We start from the raw sequence: 15,531 nt of genomic DNA, 5'->3' as shown, positions 1-15,531 counted from the left end.
CGACTCCACAACCGAAGTTCGCCCTCTGGTAACCATCCGATCCCCTCGGCTGCACCGGTTCGCACAAGCATCTGGAGATCTGCTCTGTCGCTTTCTGGCGAAAAGGTGAATCCGGATGTTAGCTCGCCCCCGACGCCCGTTGGGCTCGGCCGCGATAGCGATAGTGATGACGGTGTTGCTGACGGCGTGCGGCGCCAGTGCCTCGTCCGGTAGCGGCCCCGGCGGCCGCAACCCCAACGAGCTGGTCTTCGCCGCCATCCCGTCGGAGAACGCCCAGAGCATACAACAGGCTTACCGGCCGCTAATTACGTTGCTGCAGAAGGCAACCGGTAAGCAGATCCGGTTCCAGAGCGCCACCAGTTACTCCTCGGCCATCGAGGCCCAGCGCGCCGACAAGGCCGACTTCGTCCAGTACGGCCCGTTCTCGCTGATCACCGCGCAGAACAGTGGGGTCAAAGTCACCCCGATCGCAGCCGAGACGGTTGCCAAGGGCACCCCGCCTGGCTATCACTCCTACGGCATCACCCGGCCCGGCACCGGTATCAACAGCATCGCCGATTTCCGCGGAAAGAAAATCTGCTTCGTCGACCCGAATTCGACGTCGGGTTTCCTGTACCCGTCAGCGGCGTTGATCAATGCTGGTATCGACCCGAACAAGGATGTAACGCGAGTGATTTCCGGCGGTCATGACGCGTCGGCCCTGTCGGTACTCAACGGTCAGTGCGACGCCGGGTTCGCGCAGGAAAGCATGATCGACACCACATTGCCGGCCAAGGGGCAGCTCAAACCGGGCCAGCTGACCGTGGTGTGGAAGTCGGATCTGATTCCGGGCTCGCCGATCGGGATCAGCGATGACCTCGCTCCCGACCTGAAGGCGAAGATTATCGGCGCATTCCCGAACGCCAACGTCGACTACATGAACGCCAACGGCATCTGCACCCCGGCGTGTGCTCATCTCGGTGAGGCCAATGGCTGGGGCTACGCGACGGTTGACAACTCCTTCTACGACAGCGTCCGCACCGTGTGCCGGACCACGCACGCCAAGCAGTGCGCGGGGCAGTCGTGACCACCGAGGTGGCCGTCCGGTTTCAGGGCGTGACAAAGTATTTCGGCCAGGAGATCCGCGCGCTCGACAATATCTCGTTCACGGTCGCGCCCGGAGAGATCGCCGTCCTGCTGGGGCTGTCCGGCTCGGGCAAATCCACTCTGCTGCACCACGTCGACGGCCTGCAGCGACCGACTGCCGGCGTTGTCACCGTGCTGGGCGCCGACGTGGGCCGCGCGACGACCGGTGATCTTCGCCGGCTACGGCGCCGGGTCGGCTTCGTGTTTCAGCACTTCCACCTCGTCGGCAGCCTCAGCGTGCTGGAGAATGTCTGTACCGGCGCGCTGGGCCGGCTGCGCTGGCCCCGGCTCGGACTGTTCAGCTACCCGCGTAAAGTGCGGCACGAGGCGTTGGGACATCTGGATCGAGTGGGCTTGCTGGAACGCGCTTTTCAACGTGCGGACACCCTGTCCGGCGGCCAGCAGCAGCGGGTCGCGGTGGCACGGGCGCTGATGCAGCGTCCGGAGATCTTGCTCGCCGACGAGCCGGTCGCGTCGTTGGACCCGGAATCGGCCGCCCAGGTGATGCAGCTGGTCCGGGAGATCAGCACCGAGCAGCGGCTGACGGTGCTGTGCAGCCTGCACCAGGTGGGGCTCGCGCTGGACTGGGGCGACCGGGTGATCGGGTTGCGAGACGGGCAGGTGGTCCTCGACCGACCGGTGGCCGGCCTCGGCCGCGACGACGCGATGTCGCTGTACGCCAATGTGAATGGTGATCCCTTGCTGGTCGCCGGCGCCTCCGCGTGACTCGTGCGTGAGCACTGAGACAGTCCCACACGCGCGGCGCACCCTGGCGGTACCACGGGTAGGGAGCACGGCGGCCTGGTCGGTGATCGGTGGCCTGGCAGTGCTGGGTTGGTGGGCCGTCGCCGATCTACGGATCAATGCGGCGACGTTCATTGACGGCGGGCGCAATGCGGTGGATTTCGCGGGACGCACGCTGCCGCTCGACTTTCCGCCCGTGGGGGAGTTGCTGCGACTGTCCGGGCAGACGCTGGCGATCGTGATATCCGCGACGGTGTTGTCTGTGATCCTCAGCATTCCGCTGGCGATTCTGGCCGCGACCAACACCGCCCCCGGCACCGGCGCGCGGCTGGGTGCCCGGGCCCTGATCGTGCTGCTTCGTTCCATCCCCGACGTGGTGATGGCCATCGTCTTCTTTCGGATCTTCGGACTCGGGGCGATGACCGGCGTGCTGGCGATGGGCCTGCACTCGACGGGCATGGTCGCAAAGTTGTACGCCGACGCGATCGAGCACATCGACGAGGGACCCCGCGCGGCGATACGCGCCGGCGGAGCCGGTGTGAGCCAGGAGCTGATGGCCGGCGCACTCCCGCAAGTGATGCCGGCTCTTGTGGCGACCGCGCTGCACCGCATCGACATCAACCTGCGAATCTCGGTGCTGCTCGGTTTCGTGGGCGTCAATGGTCTGGGCTTCGTGATCGCGACCGCATTCAAGCAACTCGACTATCGGCGCGGGATGGCCTTGGCCGCCGTGGTTCTCGCCTTGTGCATCCTGGTCGAGCTGATGTCCGGGTCGATTCGCCGGGGTTTGCTACGTAGTGCCGACGGGCGCTCGACGCACAGCCCGCCGCTGCACACCGGCGCTCAGATCAGCCCGCCGTGGACGGCGGCGCGGTTGCGGCGGGCGGGATATGGATTGCTGACCGCGCTGGTGGTGTTCATATCGGCGTGGGGTGCAGACCTAGACCCGATCCACTTCGTGAGTTCATTGCGGGGGATCACCGAGAATGCCGGACTGTTCTGGCCGCCCGGCACCGCGGGTATCTTCGGCCAGCTGTGCTCCGACCTGTGGCTGACGGTGAAAATCGCGCTCGGTGCGACCCTGATCGGCGCCGCGCTGGCGTTACCCATCGGCTGCCTGGCCGCTCGCAATGTTGCCCCGAATCCGCTTGTCGCCCAGACATTCCGGTTCTTCGTGGTGCTGACCCGCGGCATTCCGGAGCTGGTGCTGGCAGTGGTATTCGTGGTGATCACCGGGCTCGGTGCGGTGGCGGGCACGTTGGCGCTCAGCGTCGGCAGCGTCGGGCTGCTGGGCAAACTGGTCGCGGACTCGCTCGAAGAAGTCGATCCGGGTCCAGAGCGGGCCATCCGCGCGACCGGCGCCGGGCGCTGGCAGGTCTTCTTCACCGGAACACTGCCGCAAGCCGCGCCGAGTCTCATCGGGTTCGACCTGCTCAGCGGTGCGCAAGTGCTCGAATTCGATTTGGTCACAACGATCTTGCTGATGGTGTTCGTCACCGTCCTGGCGGTGGAGGCGCTGGCGGTATGGCTGCGCCACGAGGTGAATTGAGAGTTAACAAACAACTGTTCGAGATGTTCACCTGCAGTGGCGTCGACGTTGACCACGGTGAAGTCGTCCGGACAACCTCGCCATCCAACGTGGTGGCGTGACATCCGCGCGGTACATGGACATCGCCGACCAGCTGGCTGGTGAGCTCGCCGCATGCGCCCCCGGTACCCGGGTGGCCAGCGAGCCCGAACTCGCCAGCCGGTTCGGAGTCGGCCGCGCCGCGGCACGTTCGGCTCTGCAGGAATTGGAGCGCCGACTGCTCGTGCGCCGCATCCAGGGGGCAGGGACCTTCGTCAATCGGCGCATCGACTACGTGATCTCGCGGAACAGGCCGCCGTCCTGGCATGCCACGGTGATCGCGGGCGGCGGGACTCCGCGCTCGCAGACCAAGGAGGTGCAGCGGATCGGGCTTGCCGCCGAGGACTCGGCTCAGCTCGGCTGGCCGGCGGGCACCCCGATGTACCGGATCGTGCGGCACTTCTTCATCGACGACCTGCTGGCGTCGGTTACTCAGGAGCTGGTCCCGATCGAGGCCGCACCCAATCTGGACATCGCGTTGCAGAGCGTGGAGTCGGTGAACATCGTGCTGTGCCAGCTCGGCGGGTTGCGTCCGGTACGGGCGTGGTGCCGGGCGAGCTTGGACATCCCGCCCCGCGGGGTGCTGCGGTGCCTGGGCATCGAGGCCAGTGACCCGGTATGGCGGATCGAGAGCATCAGCCGTGATGCCGAAAACGGTTGCGTGCTACTGAGCAGCAGCGCGTGGACCCGCGCCGACGCGGTGCGGGTGGTGGTCGAACTCGGAGACATGGGAACCGCACCGGGAGAGCCGAGTGAGTGATTCCTCCAACCGCGCGCGGCGTTGCGGATTGCTGGCCCAGGCCGAGACGGAAGAGCTGCAGGTGTTGGCCGATGCCTGTCTGGCCGACGGCGCCGACGTGCAGGTGCTCGTCGCACCCGAGGTCGGTTTCGTGTCGACCCAGATTCGGGAGCCGGTCGCCGGCGAACGGTTTCTGCTCGGCGACGTGCTGGCCTGTCGCGCGGAGATCGAACTGGCCGGTCACCGCGGCTGGGCGATGCGGCTCGGTGACGACCGGGTGGCAGTCCTGGCGGCCGCCGTGCTCGACGCCGAGGTAGAGGCGGGCCGGCCACGCGCGGCCGAAGTCGGCCGGCTGTGCGACGCGATCGCCGCCCGACAAGCCGAGCGTCAGGACCGCGAGTGGGCCGAACTCGCCCCCACCATCGTGGAATTCGAGGAGTTGATGTGACCGCGCTGCGCCCGGCGGACTCCCAGCAGATCTTCCGAGCGGTGCTGGAGGCGCTGGCCCGGCCGGGCACCCCGATGCCGCTGCCCAGCGAACCGTTGCGGTTGCTGGCGCCCGCCGTCACTCCGATCATGGCCCTGGCCGACTCGACTACCGGGGTATGCGTGCTGGAGACGCCCGGTGACTGTTGGGCCGACCAGATCGCCACCGCAACCGCGGCACCCATCTGGCCGGCCGAGATGGCGCGATTGGTGGCAGCGGTCAGACCGGTCAGCGCCGACGAGGTCCGCGGCTTCACCCGCGGCTCGGCCAATGCGCCGCAGGATGCGGCACTGGTGTCGTGCGCGGTTCGTGATGTGGATGGTGGACCTTCCCGCTGGACGTTGACGGGTCCGGGTGTTCGCGGTGCCGTGACCGTTGCGCCGCAAGGCATGTCCGCCGGGTTCGTGGCCGCTCGGGCCGGGGCGGTGGCTGCGTACCCGGGCGGCATCGACGTCCTGCTGGTGACCGACGACGGGCGAATCGTCGGCCTGCCCCGCACCACGACGATCATCGAGGAGAAGTAATGGGGTATTCCGGGGCGCGTGGCGGATTGCAGGCCATTCTCGCCGCCGAGGAATTAGCCTGCCGGGCAAGCGATTTCGCACCGGTTCCGTGGGCCAGCACCGAGCAGATCGTCGCGCGTTTCCGGCTGGCGGTTGATCGGGTGATGGGCGAAGCGGGTCTGTTAGACGAAGCCGCCGCGGCGGCCGCGCTGCGCCAGGCCGAAGGTGATCCGTTGGAGGCCGCGCACCTGTTGCGCGCGTACCGCTCCACGTTGCCGCGTCTGGCGATGAGTGAGGCGATCGACCCGAACCGGATCACCATTATGAGACGCATCGTGCCGGCCTTCCGGGAGCCTGATGGGCCGCAATTACTGGGCCGCACCACTGATTACACCCGCAGGCTGTTGGACAAGCCGGTCGATCCGCCCGCGGCCCCAGCCGACCAGGATGCGGGCCCGCCGCCCCCGCGGACCGCGCAGCAGCGCAGTCCCCGACGGTTTCTCGACCTGCTGCGCGAGGCCGGTCTGGTGGTGGAGCATCGCACCGGCGACGACCCGGAACCCTTTGACATCACCCGAGTCCCCCCGCGGCCACCGGCGCCGCGTTCGGCGACCCTGGCAGCCATGGCACGAGCGGAAACCGGTGCGCTGGTGGGGTTGTGGTACCGGTCAATTCTCGGTCCCGACGGGGACATTCACGAAGTCACGCTCGGCGAGGTACGGCACGGGCGGTTGCCGCTGGACGTCAAGCATCCGCACACCGGCGAGCCGGTGACGATCGGTGAGTTTCGGATCACCGAAGCCGAGGCCATCGAGGATCTCGACGGCGCCGAGGAGGATCGCAGCCGGTTCGACGTCGGCTACGGAATATGCTTCGGGCACAACGAACGTAAGGCCATCGCGATGGCGAATCTGGACATAGCCAACCGCCGGTTCGGCCGGTCCGGCCCCTCGAACAGCTGCTCCTGATGACCACCGACGGGCTCGACTCCGGCGGATTCCTTGAGCACCTCAAACTTCCGCACTACGTGACCTTCCGCTCCATGGTGGAACGCAAGCAGGCGTTGCAGGCGGCCGGGGAGGCTCGCGCGGCGCGTGTTCCCGAGCCCGCCGGGAGGGATTGCGAGTGACCACGACCGCGGCGCTACTCGCCGAACTTGCCGAACGGGAGACGCCGCCGGAAATCCTGGACGAAAGCGGCAAACGCGAAATCCGCCGCGCCGCACTGACAGCGGTGTGCGTGCCCGGTTACCAGGTGCCGTTCGGATCGCGCGAGATGCCGGTGGCGCGCGGCTGGGGTTCCGGTGGTCTGCAGGTGACGCTGGCGGTGATCGGTGCCGGCGACACCGTGAAGGTCATCGATCAGGGCGACGACGGCGGTGTCAACGCCACCAACCTGTGGCGGATGATCGCGGACACCACCGGATGCGCGGAGTCGGCCGACACCCGCGAGTCGACCGTGATCCAGACCCGGCATCGCATCCCCGAGGAGGCGCTGTCGCCGGGCGACCTCCTGGTGTATCAGGTGCCGGTGCCCGAGCCGCTGCGCAAGGTAGAGAAGTCGGTCGCCGAGTGCGCCCGCATGCACGCCGAAAACGATTACGCCGCACTGTGGGTCGGCCTGTACGAGGACATCGTCCGCAACGGCATGATCACCCGCACGACGGGTTACCCGGTGCTGGTCGCCGGGCGCTATGTCATGGCGACCACGCCGATTCCGCGTTGGGACGTGCCGCGGCTGCATCGTTGCGAGCACATCAACCTGTTCGGCGCCGGACGGGAGAAAAGGATCTACGCGGTCCCGCCACACACCGATGTAGTCCCGGTGACATTCGACGACGTGCCGATCGAGGTGGAGTACGCCGGCGGTGCGGTGTGCAAACTGTGCGGCAGCGACGACGCGTTCCTCGTCGAGGCCGGGCCCGCAGGCGGCTTCGTGTGCAGCGACACCGAATGGTGCGCCCGGGTGCGCGCCGGCGACACCGACCGCGGGGCGCATCGCGAGCGCGCGCCGCTGCATCTGCTGCCCGACCCCCGTCGGCGTGCCGACTCGGCAGATCGGCCGGCGAATCGCCCGCGCACCGTGGCTCGCAATGAGACGCCGGTGGGGAGCCGCGAATGGATGCTGCGGGTCGATTCGATTGGCAAGGTGCACGGCACCGGCGGCGTGTATGCCGTCGAGGGCACTGGGCCCGAATACGGCACCGCGATCAGCCCGAACACCGGTGCGGTGGTGGCGGCTTGGGATGTGTCCTTCGACGTCGCACCCGGTGAGGCGCTGGGCGTGATCGGAGAATCAGGATCGGGTAAGTCGACCGTATTGGCATGTGTGATGGGAAGCGAAAGAGCGACAACGGGTTCGGTACATTTGGCGACGGTCGACGACGGCGTCACCGACCTGCTGTTGTTGCCCGACGCTACCCGCCGGCGGCTGCGCATCGATGCGATGGCGGCGGTTCACCAGAATCCCGCCGACGGCCTGGACCTGCGGATCAGCGCGGGTGGCAATATCGCCGCGCGGCTACCACCACATCCGTGAGCGTGCCGCCGAACTCCCTGAGCGAGTTGAGGTTCCGTTGTCCCGGATAGATGACCCGGTGGGCACGTTCTCCGGCGGCATGCGGCAGCGCGTGCAGATCGCCAAGGCGCTGGCGACCGAACCGCCGGTGTTGCTGCTGGACGAGCCGACTACCGGGCTGGACGCGTCGGTGGCCGCCGGCGTGCTCGACCTGCTGCGCGGATTGCTGTTCGAACGAAACGTCGCGGCAGTCGTTGTCAGCCACGACTTCTCGGTGATCGAGGCGTTGACCGATCGGGCTGTCGTCATGCAGCTGGGCAGGGTGATCGAGCGTGGCCTGACCGATCAGCTGTTCTGCGACCCGCATCAGCCCTACACACAGCGGCTCGTCGCCGCGGCCAGGAGGTGATCGCGGTGGCCGCTGTGCTGACCGTGCGGAAGTTGCGCAAATCGTTCACGCTGCACACCATCGACGGACGCGTCGTGGACTCACTGCGCGGCGTCGACGTCGAGGTGCATGCCGGCGAGCATGTCGCGCTGGCCGGCCCGAGCGGGGCCGGTAAGTCCTCGCTGCTTCGTTGCGTCCATCGCACCTATCTGCCGGATTCCGGCTCGGTATTGCTGCGCACCGCGGCGAACGAGGAGATCGAACTGACCAACCTGTCGGATCGAGCCATGGCACGGCTGCGCGGTCGCGAATTCGGATATGTGGCACAGTTTTTGAACGCACCGCCGCGTACCAGCCCGCTGGAGTACGTGGCGGCCACAGCCCGGCGCCGCGGTGTGGACCGCACCGAGGCACGCGAGGCGGCCGCGGACGCGCTGCGCCGCCTCAATCTCGACGAAGTGCTGTGGGATGTGGACTGTTCGGTGCTCTCGGGCGGAGAACGTCAGCGGGTGAACCTGGCCGCCGGCACGGTACGGCCACCGCGGCTGCTGTTGCTCGACGAGCCGGTGTCGGCGCTCGATCCCGCCAATCGCGAAGCGGCGCTCGAACTGATCGCGACTCTGACGACCCGGGACGTCGCGGTCCTCGGGGTCTATCACGATCTGGATGCCATGCGGCGGTTGGCATCTCGGGTGGTGCTGATGCGCGACGGTCGCATCGTGAAAGACGGGGCGTCGACAACGGTTTTCGAAGGAGTGGCATGACGATCGAGGTGTTCGAACGGACGGTGCGGCACTGGCCGTTGGCGACGGTCAAGGGCTGCTCTGCATTCCGGGTCTGGTGGACACGCACAGCGATGGGCTGGAGAGCGAGCGGTTGCCGCGACCGGGTGCCGAGCTGCCGATAGAGTTCGCCCTGCTGTCGTTCGAGGGCAAGCTCCGGGCGGCCGGGGTGACGACGGTGTTTCACGGCGCCGGGTTCGAGCGGAGCATGGGCCGTGGCATGCCGCGCACCATCGAGGGCACGATGCTTCTGTGTGATGCCATCGAAGCGCGGACCGAGGGTCTGGTGGATCACCGGATCCTGTATCGGCTTGATGTCCGCAGCGCGGAAGGCCTTGTGGCGCTTAAAGAACGGTTGGCTGAGCCGGTGAGCGTCCCGTTGGTCTCGCACGAGGACCACACCCCCGGGCAGGGGCAGTACGCCGACCGTGCGTACTACGAGCGCTACATGATCGGTGCGCGCGGGATGACCGCCGACGAGGCGGCGCGCCACGTCGATGACCTCATCGCCGAGCGCAGCGGGCGCCTCGGGATCCGTGAGGAAGCGATGAGCTGGCTCGGCGAGCACGCGCGGGCCGGGCGCATTCGGCTGATCGGCCATGACCCGGTGTCCGAAGCCGAGGTCGACGAGTTGGTAACGAGAGGTGGTGCGGTCGCCGAATTCCCGACCACGTTGGCGGCCGCGCACGCGGCGCGTGACCGTGGGCTGCCGGTGGTGATGGGCGCGCCGAACGTGTTGCGCGGCAGATCACACAACGGCAACGCATCCGGCCGCGAGCTGATCGCGCGTGGCTTGGTGACCTCGATCGCGTCGGATTACCTGCCGTCGAGCCTGCTGGCGGCGGCGTCCGCCGTTGCCGACGACACCCGGATCGACCTGGCCGCCGCCATCTCGCTGGTGACGTCGGGTCCCGCCGATGTCGCGGGGCTCGCCGACCGCGGCCGGCTGCTGCCCGGGCTGCGGGCGGACCTGGCGCTCGTCGCACCCGGGCGCTGGCCGGTTGTGCATACGGTGCTGACGAGCGGGTCATGCCCCAAGGACCGCAGTGAGGAGACGCCATGACCCTGTCCCGTGAATCGCTGGGCATGCTCATCGAGGGGCTGGCCGGATTGCCCTATGCCGGAGAAGTGGTGGACCAGCGGACGCATGCACTGCAGACCGGCTGGTATGCCAAACGGGCCGGCGCCGACGACGAGTTGTTGGTCGCCGCGACGTTGCACGACATCGGCCGGGCCGGCGCGGTCGCTGCCCAGTGGCCGGATCTCCCGCACGAGCTGTGCGGCGCCGAGTTCGCCCGTGCCCACCTCGGTGAGCCCGCCGCGCGGATCATCGGTGGGCACGTGCCGGCCAAGCGTTACCTGGTCGCCACCGACCCCGGGTATCACGCTCATCTCAGCCTGACCTCGGTCGCGTCGCTCAAAGTGCAGGGCGGCGGGATGAGCGAGGAGGAAATCGCCGATTTCCGTGCGAGTTCCGTCGCCGAAGAGGCGGTCATGGTGCGGCGCTGGGACGACGACGCGAAGGACCCGCACGGTCCGCTGATCACCGTCGTTGAGGTGCTGGACGCCTACGAGCGGCTAATCGGCTGAATGGCATGGATTTCGCCGCTCAGCACCTGTTCGGGTAGCCTGGTGCGGTTGCCGACGCAGGCGACCCTTCTGCCACGGATCGACCGTGGCCGTTTAGACCACAGGAGGTGATGAGGTTTCCATGCGTCCATACGAAATCATGGTCATTCTTGATCCCACACTTGACGAGCGCACCGTTGCTCCGTCCCTGGAGACGTTCCTGAACGTCGTCCGCAAAGACGGCGGAACCGTCGACAAGGTGGACATCTGGGGCAAGCGCCGGCTGGCCTACGAGATCGCCAAGCACGCCGAAGGCATCTATGTAGTCGTCGACCTCAAGGCGGCCCCGGCCACGGTGTCCGAACTCGACCGTCAGCTCAGCCTCAACGAGTCGGTGTTGCGCACCAAGGTGATGCGCACCGACAAGCACTAAGTCGGGTAGCGAGCACGCTCCCCGGCGTCGGCGCATATGCGTAGGCTCAGCGAAACATGCTTATGACCGTCTACCGTCCGCAGGCGAGAGCCGGGATGGACCCAGGAGGACCCAGTGGCTGGTGACACCATCATCACCGTCGTCGGAAACCTGACCGCCGACCCTGAACTGCGGTTCACGCCGTCGGGTGCGGCCGTCGCGAATTTCACCGTGGCGTCCACGCCCCGGACGTTCGACCGCCAGAGCGGGGAGTGGAAAGACGGCGAGGCGCTGTTCTTGCGATGCAACATCTGGCGCGAGGCCGCGGAGAATGTCGCGGAAAGCCTCACCCGGGGATCACGCGTGATCGTGACTGGACGGCTGAAGCAGCGGTCGTTCGAAACCCGCGAGGGTGAGAAGCGCACCGTCGTCGAGGTTGAGGTCGACGAGATCGGCCCCTCGCTGCGGTACGCCACCGCAAAGGTCAACAAGGCCAGCCGCAGTGGCGGCGGGAGCGGCGGCTTCGGCGGCGGTGGTGGATCCCGGCAATCGGCGCCCGCGCAGGCGAGCAGCGGACCGGCGGACGACCCGTGGGGCAGTGCTCCCGCATCGGGTTCCTTCGCCGGCGGCGACGAAGAACCCCCGTTCTGACGTCGGCCCCTTTCAAAACCACACAAGACCAGTAGCAAACGGAAAGAAACAAACACATGGCAAAGTCCACGAAACGGCGCCCGGCTCCCGAAAAGCCAATCAAGACAAGGAAATGCGTCTTCTGTGCCAAGAAGGGCCAGTCGATCGACTACAAGGACACCACGCTGCTGCGCACCTACATCAGCGAGCGTGGCAAGATCCGCGCGCGTCGGGTGACCGGTAACTGCGTGCAGCACCAGCGCGACATCGCGCTTGCGGTGAAGAACGCCCGCGAGGTCGCCCTGCTGCCCTTCACGTCGTCGGCGCGATAACCGGCGCGTTTTGTTTACGACCCAACCGAAAGTACTAAAACGATGAAGCTGATTCTGACGGCCGACGTCGACCATCTCGGTACCGTCGGCGAGACTGTCGAGGTCAAGGACGGGTACGGCCGTAACTTCCTGTTGCCGCGCGGCCTGGCGATCGTCGCCTCGCGTGGCGCACAGAAGCAGGCCGACGAGATCCGTCGGGCCCGCGAGACCAAGGCCGTGCGCGACCTGGGGCACGCCAACGAGATCAAGACGGCGATCGAGGCGCTCGGTCCGGTCTCGCTGCCGGTGAATACCGCCGCCGATTCCGGCAAGCTGTTCGGCTCGGTGACCGCCGGGGACGTCGCCGCAGCAATAAAGAAGGCCGGCGGCCCGAATCTCGACAAGCGCATAATTCGGTTGCCCAAGTCGCATATCAAGTCGGTCGGCACTCATTCGGTCGCGGTGCACCTGCACCCCGAGATCAATGTCGACGTTGCGCTCAACGTCGTCGCGGATAGCTAGCTCAGCACCGATTGTTCAGATCCGGCGGCTGCCGTTAATCGGCGGCCGCCGGATTTTGTTGTGTCCGCAGCGCGCCAAAGGGTTGCCCTGTGGATGGGCGGCGCCGCAAACCTGGCGAACTATGTGGGATGACGTCGCTGCGCGCAGCCCTTAACCACCCCGTAACTAACCGAAAACATGGCCGAAAGCCAACACGCCCGGCACGGTAACCTGCGACGACACGCCCAAAAGATTATTCTCCACACCAACTAACCGGTGTTGTACTGCCCTTAGCAGCAGGGACGTAGCAGCGACGCGTTTTGTTCCACAGGTTCTCCACAACCCACTCAACACAGGTGTCGATGGATATGCACACCCGATGCACAACCTTATGAACAGCGGCCCTTTTAACCGTGGGCCAGCAACGTTTACGGTCTTCCCGGCGCAAGGCTTTACGGGTGCCTGGGTCCGGAGTGGGAGTGCCTTGATCGACGTCGCTGAGTGTCGGCTATCGAATGTATGTTCGTATCATGTTTTCGTAAGGGAGGTGTGAGTCTGTGGCTGTCGTAGATGACCGGGCGCCGGGCATGGACGCGCCGCCACCCAGCGAGGAGTTCAGCCGTCAGCCACCGCAGGACCTGGCCGCCGAGCAGTCGGTGCTGGGCGGGATGCTGCTGAGCAAGGACGCCATCGCCGACGTGCTGGAGCGGGTGCGGCCCGGTGACTTCTACCGCCCGGCACACCAGAATGTCTACGACGCGATCCTGGACCTCTACGGGCGCGGGGAGCCCGCCGACGCCGTGACCGTGGCCGCCGAGCTCGACCGCCGCAACCTGCTGCGCCGGGTGGGCGGTGCGCCTTATCTGCACACGCTGATTTCCACGGTGCCGACCGCGGCCAACGCGGGCTACTACGCGGACATCGTGGCCGAGAAGGCGCTGCTGCGCCGGCTTGTGGAGGCCGGAACGCGGGTCGTGCAGTACGGCTATGCCGGCGCCGAGGGTGCCGATGTCGCCGAGGTGGTCGACCGGGCGCAAGCGGAGATCTACGAGGTTGCCGAGCGGCGAACCTCGGAGGATTTCGTTCCGCTCGAGGATCTGCTGCAGCCGACGATGGACGAGATCGACGCCATTGCCTCCAACGGCGGGGTGGCGCGCGGTGTGCCGACAGGTTTCACCGAACTCGACGAGGTGACCAACGGTCTGCACGCCGGCCAGATGATTATCGTGGCGGCGAGACCTGGAGTCGGGAAGGCGCTGTCCTTGGACACGCCGCTGCCCACGCCGACGGGCTGGACGACAATGGGTGACATCGAAATCGGCGACGAGTTGCTGGGCGACGACGGTCGGCCGACGCGCGTCGTGGCTGCCACCGAGGTCATGTTGGGGCGGCCTTGCTATGAGGTCGAGTTCTCCGACGGGACGGTGATCGTCGCCGATGCGGAGCATCAGTGGCTGACCGAAACGCGCGCATCCCGGAAATCGGCACAAGCCGCGGCGATCGGCTACAACCGCACCAAGAATCAGCGCACCTTTGCGGCTGTGCGTACGACGGCCGAGATCGCCGGAACGTTGCGCTGCGACACCAAAGACCGGCGGCTCAACCACAGCGTGGTCAACGCGCGCGCACTCGACCTGCCGGCTCGTGAGTTCTTGGTGCAGCCATACACTTTGGGTGGCTGGCTGGGTGATGGCGCCAGCGCCGCAGCCCAAATCACGACGGCCGATCCTGAGCTCATCATGCGGATCGAAGCGGACGGGTACGTTGCGGTTGCGTCCGAAGCCGCTCGGTACCGCTACCAACTGCGCCTACCGGCCGATGCCGAGCCGGCTCCTCGCGCGTGCGTGGTCTGCGGCAAGTCGTTCATCCCGCACACCAGTCAGGTGCGGACATGCGGGCGCTCCTGCGGTGGTCGCGCACGCTTTATCTCTGCTCCGGTGCCGAGCCCAACCTGCGTTCGCTGTGCGGGTCCGTCGTGCGGGCTGCGGCTGTGCCAGAACTGCCACAACGCCGTGGGCACACTACAGGCGCGACTGCGAACCCTGGGAGTGCTTGGTAATAAACACATCCCGACGGAATACCTACGGGCGGCCGAGGCACAGCGGCGCGACCTGCTCGCCGGCTTGCTCGACACTGACGGAACCGTGACAGCGGGCGGTGCCGTCCAATTCTCCGTTACCAACCAGCGGCTGGCATCCGATGTCGCCGAGCTGATCGTCGGCCTGGGCTATCGCTGCCGGACTACGACCAAGCGCGTCCTCGGCCGTAGCGAGTCATCCAGCATCGCCTACACAATCACCTTCTCCACGGACGACACGGTGTTCGCATTACAGCGAAAGGCCATAGCGCACAAGGAACGTCGGGCAGCTGTGAACACGCAGCGCTCGGGGTCACGCTTTGTTATGGACGTGCGCCCGATCGAGACCGTTCCCGTGCGGTGTGTCGAAGTGGATAACGACAGCCACATGTATCTGGCGAGCAAGGCCATGGTTCCCACCCACAACTCGACACTTGGCTTGGACTTCCTGCGGTCGTGCTCCATCAAGCACCGGATGGCCAGCGTCATCTTCTCGCTGGAAATGAGCAAGTCCGAGATCGTGATGCGGCTGCTGTCGGCGGAAGCGAAAATCAAACTCGCCGATATGCGTTCGGGCCGGATGAACGACGACGACTGGACGCGGCTGGCGCGCCGAATGAGCGAAATCAGCGAGGCGCCACTATATATCGACGACTCGCCGAACCTGACGATGATGGAGATCCGCGCCAAGGCGCGTCGGCTCAAGCAGAAGGCCGACCTGCGCCTGGTCGTGGTCGACTATCTGCAGCTGATGTCGTCGGGCAAGAAGGTCGAGTCGCGGCAGCTCGAGGTGTCCGAATTCTCAAGGCATCTCAAGCTTCTGGCCAAGGAGCTCGAGGTCCCGGTGGTGGCGATCAGCCAGCTGAACCGTGGTCCCGAGCAGCGCACCGACAAGAAGCCGATGCTGTCGGACCTTCGTGAGTCGGGATCGCTGGAGCAGGACGCCGACATGGTCATCCTGCTGAACCGGCCGGATGCCTTCGAGCGTGATGATCCGCGTGGGGGAGAGGCCGATTTCATTCTGGCCAAGCACCGGAACGGCCCGACCAAAACGGTCACCGTCGCCCACCAGCTGCACCTGTCGCGCTTCGCCAACATGGCGCGGTAGCGGGGAGTCCG

Annotated in this window: 17 protein-coding genes and 1 pseudogene; all 18 read left to right on the top strand. The window is 66.6% G+C overall.

The genetic code is table 11. The annotated features are described in order from the left end of the window. The first annotated feature begins 115 nt into the window (after positions 1-115). The 18 genes and pseudogenes from G6N54_RS18620 to dnaB all read left to right on the top strand — a co-directional run bounded on the left by G6N54_RS18620 (position 116) and on the right by dnaB (position 15,520). Entirely contained in the window at positions 116-1,066 is a 951-nt protein-coding gene (locus tag G6N54_RS18620) for a phosphate/phosphite/phosphonate ABC transporter substrate-binding protein (protein WP_163791362.1), read from the top strand. Beyond that, entirely contained in the window at positions 1,063-1,851 is a 789-nt protein-coding gene (gene phnC, locus G6N54_RS18615; protein WP_232072889.1) for a phosphonate ABC transporter ATP-binding protein, read from the top strand. Before G6N54_RS18620 ends, phnC begins: the two co-directional genes overlap by 4 nt. Positions 1,852-1,858: 7 nt before the next feature. Continuing rightward, on the top strand, positions 1,859-3,418 hold the full coding sequence (locus G6N54_RS18610) for a PhnE/PtxC family ABC transporter permease (protein WP_232072888.1): 1,560 nt from the start codon (positions 1,859-1,861) through the stop codon (positions 3,416-3,418). 97 nt (positions 3,419-3,515) lie between these two features. Beyond that, positions 3,516-4,256: a GntR family transcriptional regulator gene (locus G6N54_RS18605; protein WP_163791360.1), complete on the top strand. Its 741-nt coding sequence runs from the start codon at positions 3,516-3,518 to the stop codon at positions 4,254-4,256. Continuing rightward, complete coding sequence (locus tag G6N54_RS18600) at positions 4,249-4,683, top strand: phosphonate C-P lyase system protein PhnG (RefSeq protein ID WP_163791359.1); 435 nt, start codon at positions 4,249-4,251, stop codon at positions 4,681-4,683. Before G6N54_RS18605 ends, G6N54_RS18600 begins: the two co-directional genes overlap by 8 nt. Continuing rightward, positions 4,680-5,246: a phosphonate C-P lyase system protein PhnH gene (phnH, locus tag G6N54_RS18595; protein ID WP_163791358.1), complete on the top strand. Its 567-nt coding sequence runs from the start codon at positions 4,680-4,682 to the stop codon at positions 5,244-5,246. Before G6N54_RS18600 ends, phnH begins: the two co-directional genes overlap by 4 nt. Then, positions 5,246-6,193, top strand: coding sequence for a carbon-phosphorus lyase complex subunit PhnI (locus G6N54_RS18590; RefSeq protein WP_264078202.1), 948 nt, complete (start codon positions 5,246-5,248; stop codon positions 6,191-6,193). The genes phnH and G6N54_RS18590 overlap by 1 nt, the downstream gene beginning before the upstream one ends. Continuing rightward, positions 6,193-6,354 (top strand): carbon-phosphorus lyase complex subunit PhnI, encoded by a 162-nt coding sequence (locus tag G6N54_RS31155; RefSeq protein ID WP_264078203.1) that lies wholly within the window; start codon positions 6,193-6,195, stop codon positions 6,352-6,354. The genes G6N54_RS18590 and G6N54_RS31155 overlap by 1 nt, the downstream gene beginning before the upstream one ends. Beyond that, positions 6,351-7,763: an alpha-D-ribose 1-methylphosphonate 5-phosphate C-P-lyase PhnJ gene (locus G6N54_RS18585; RefSeq protein ID WP_232072887.1), complete on the top strand. Its 1,413-nt coding sequence runs from the start codon at positions 6,351-6,353 to the stop codon at positions 7,761-7,763. Before G6N54_RS31155 ends, G6N54_RS18585 begins: the two co-directional genes overlap by 4 nt. After that, positions 7,726-8,151 carry an ATP-binding cassette domain-containing protein gene (locus tag G6N54_RS18580; protein ID WP_163791357.1) on the top strand — a complete coding sequence of 142 codons (426 nt, stop codon included), beginning with the start codon at positions 7,726-7,728 and terminating at the stop codon, positions 8,149-8,151. The genes G6N54_RS18585 and G6N54_RS18580 overlap by 38 nt, the downstream gene beginning before the upstream one ends. 5 nt (positions 8,152-8,156) lie before the next feature. Further along, positions 8,157-8,894, top strand: coding sequence for an ATP-binding cassette domain-containing protein (locus G6N54_RS18575; protein WP_163791356.1), 738 nt, complete (start codon positions 8,157-8,159; stop codon positions 8,892-8,894). 28 nt (positions 8,895-8,922) lie between these two features. Continuing rightward, a pseudogene (locus tag G6N54_RS18570) lies at positions 8,923-9,975 on the top strand (alpha-D-ribose 1-methylphosphonate 5-triphosphate diphosphatase); the annotation flags it as partial. Continuing rightward, entirely contained in the window at positions 9,972-10,502 is a 531-nt protein-coding gene (locus tag G6N54_RS18565; RefSeq protein ID WP_163791355.1) for an HD domain-containing protein, read from the top strand. The pseudogene G6N54_RS18570 and the gene G6N54_RS18565, both read left to right, overlap by 4 nt. 121 nt (positions 10,503-10,623) lie before the next feature. Further along, positions 10,624-10,914, top strand: coding sequence for a 30S ribosomal protein S6 (rpsF, locus tag G6N54_RS18560; RefSeq protein ID WP_036465644.1), 291 nt, complete (start codon positions 10,624-10,626; stop codon positions 10,912-10,914). A 114-nt stretch (positions 10,915-11,028) separates the two neighbouring features. Beyond that, on the top strand, positions 11,029-11,544 hold the full coding sequence (locus G6N54_RS18555) for a single-stranded DNA-binding protein (protein ID WP_163791354.1): 516 nt from the start codon (positions 11,029-11,031) through the stop codon (positions 11,542-11,544). 56 nt (positions 11,545-11,600) lie between these two features. Next, positions 11,601-11,855 (top strand): 30S ribosomal protein S18, encoded by a 255-nt coding sequence (gene rpsR, locus G6N54_RS18550; protein WP_025738217.1) that lies wholly within the window; start codon positions 11,601-11,603, stop codon positions 11,853-11,855. Positions 11,856-11,897: 42 nt separating this feature from the next. Further along, positions 11,898-12,356, top strand: coding sequence for a 50S ribosomal protein L9 (gene rplI / locus G6N54_RS18545; RefSeq protein ID WP_163791353.1), 459 nt, complete (start codon positions 11,898-11,900; stop codon positions 12,354-12,356). A 536-nt stretch (positions 12,357-12,892) separates the two neighbouring features. Continuing rightward, positions 12,893-15,520: a replicative DNA helicase gene (dnaB, locus tag G6N54_RS18540; protein WP_163791352.1), complete on the top strand. Its 2,628-nt coding sequence runs from the start codon at positions 12,893-12,895 to the stop codon at positions 15,518-15,520. The last annotated feature ends 11 nt before the right edge of the window (positions 15,521-15,531 follow it).

This window comes from Mycobacterium stomatepiae, from assembly GCF_010731715.1.
In the GTDB taxonomy this organism is placed as follows: Bacteria; Actinomycetota; Actinomycetes; order Mycobacteriales; family Mycobacteriaceae; genus Mycobacterium; species Mycobacterium stomatepiae.
The sequence above is the reverse complement of the archived record's forward strand: the minus strand, read 5'-3'. Positions and strand labels throughout refer to the sequence as shown.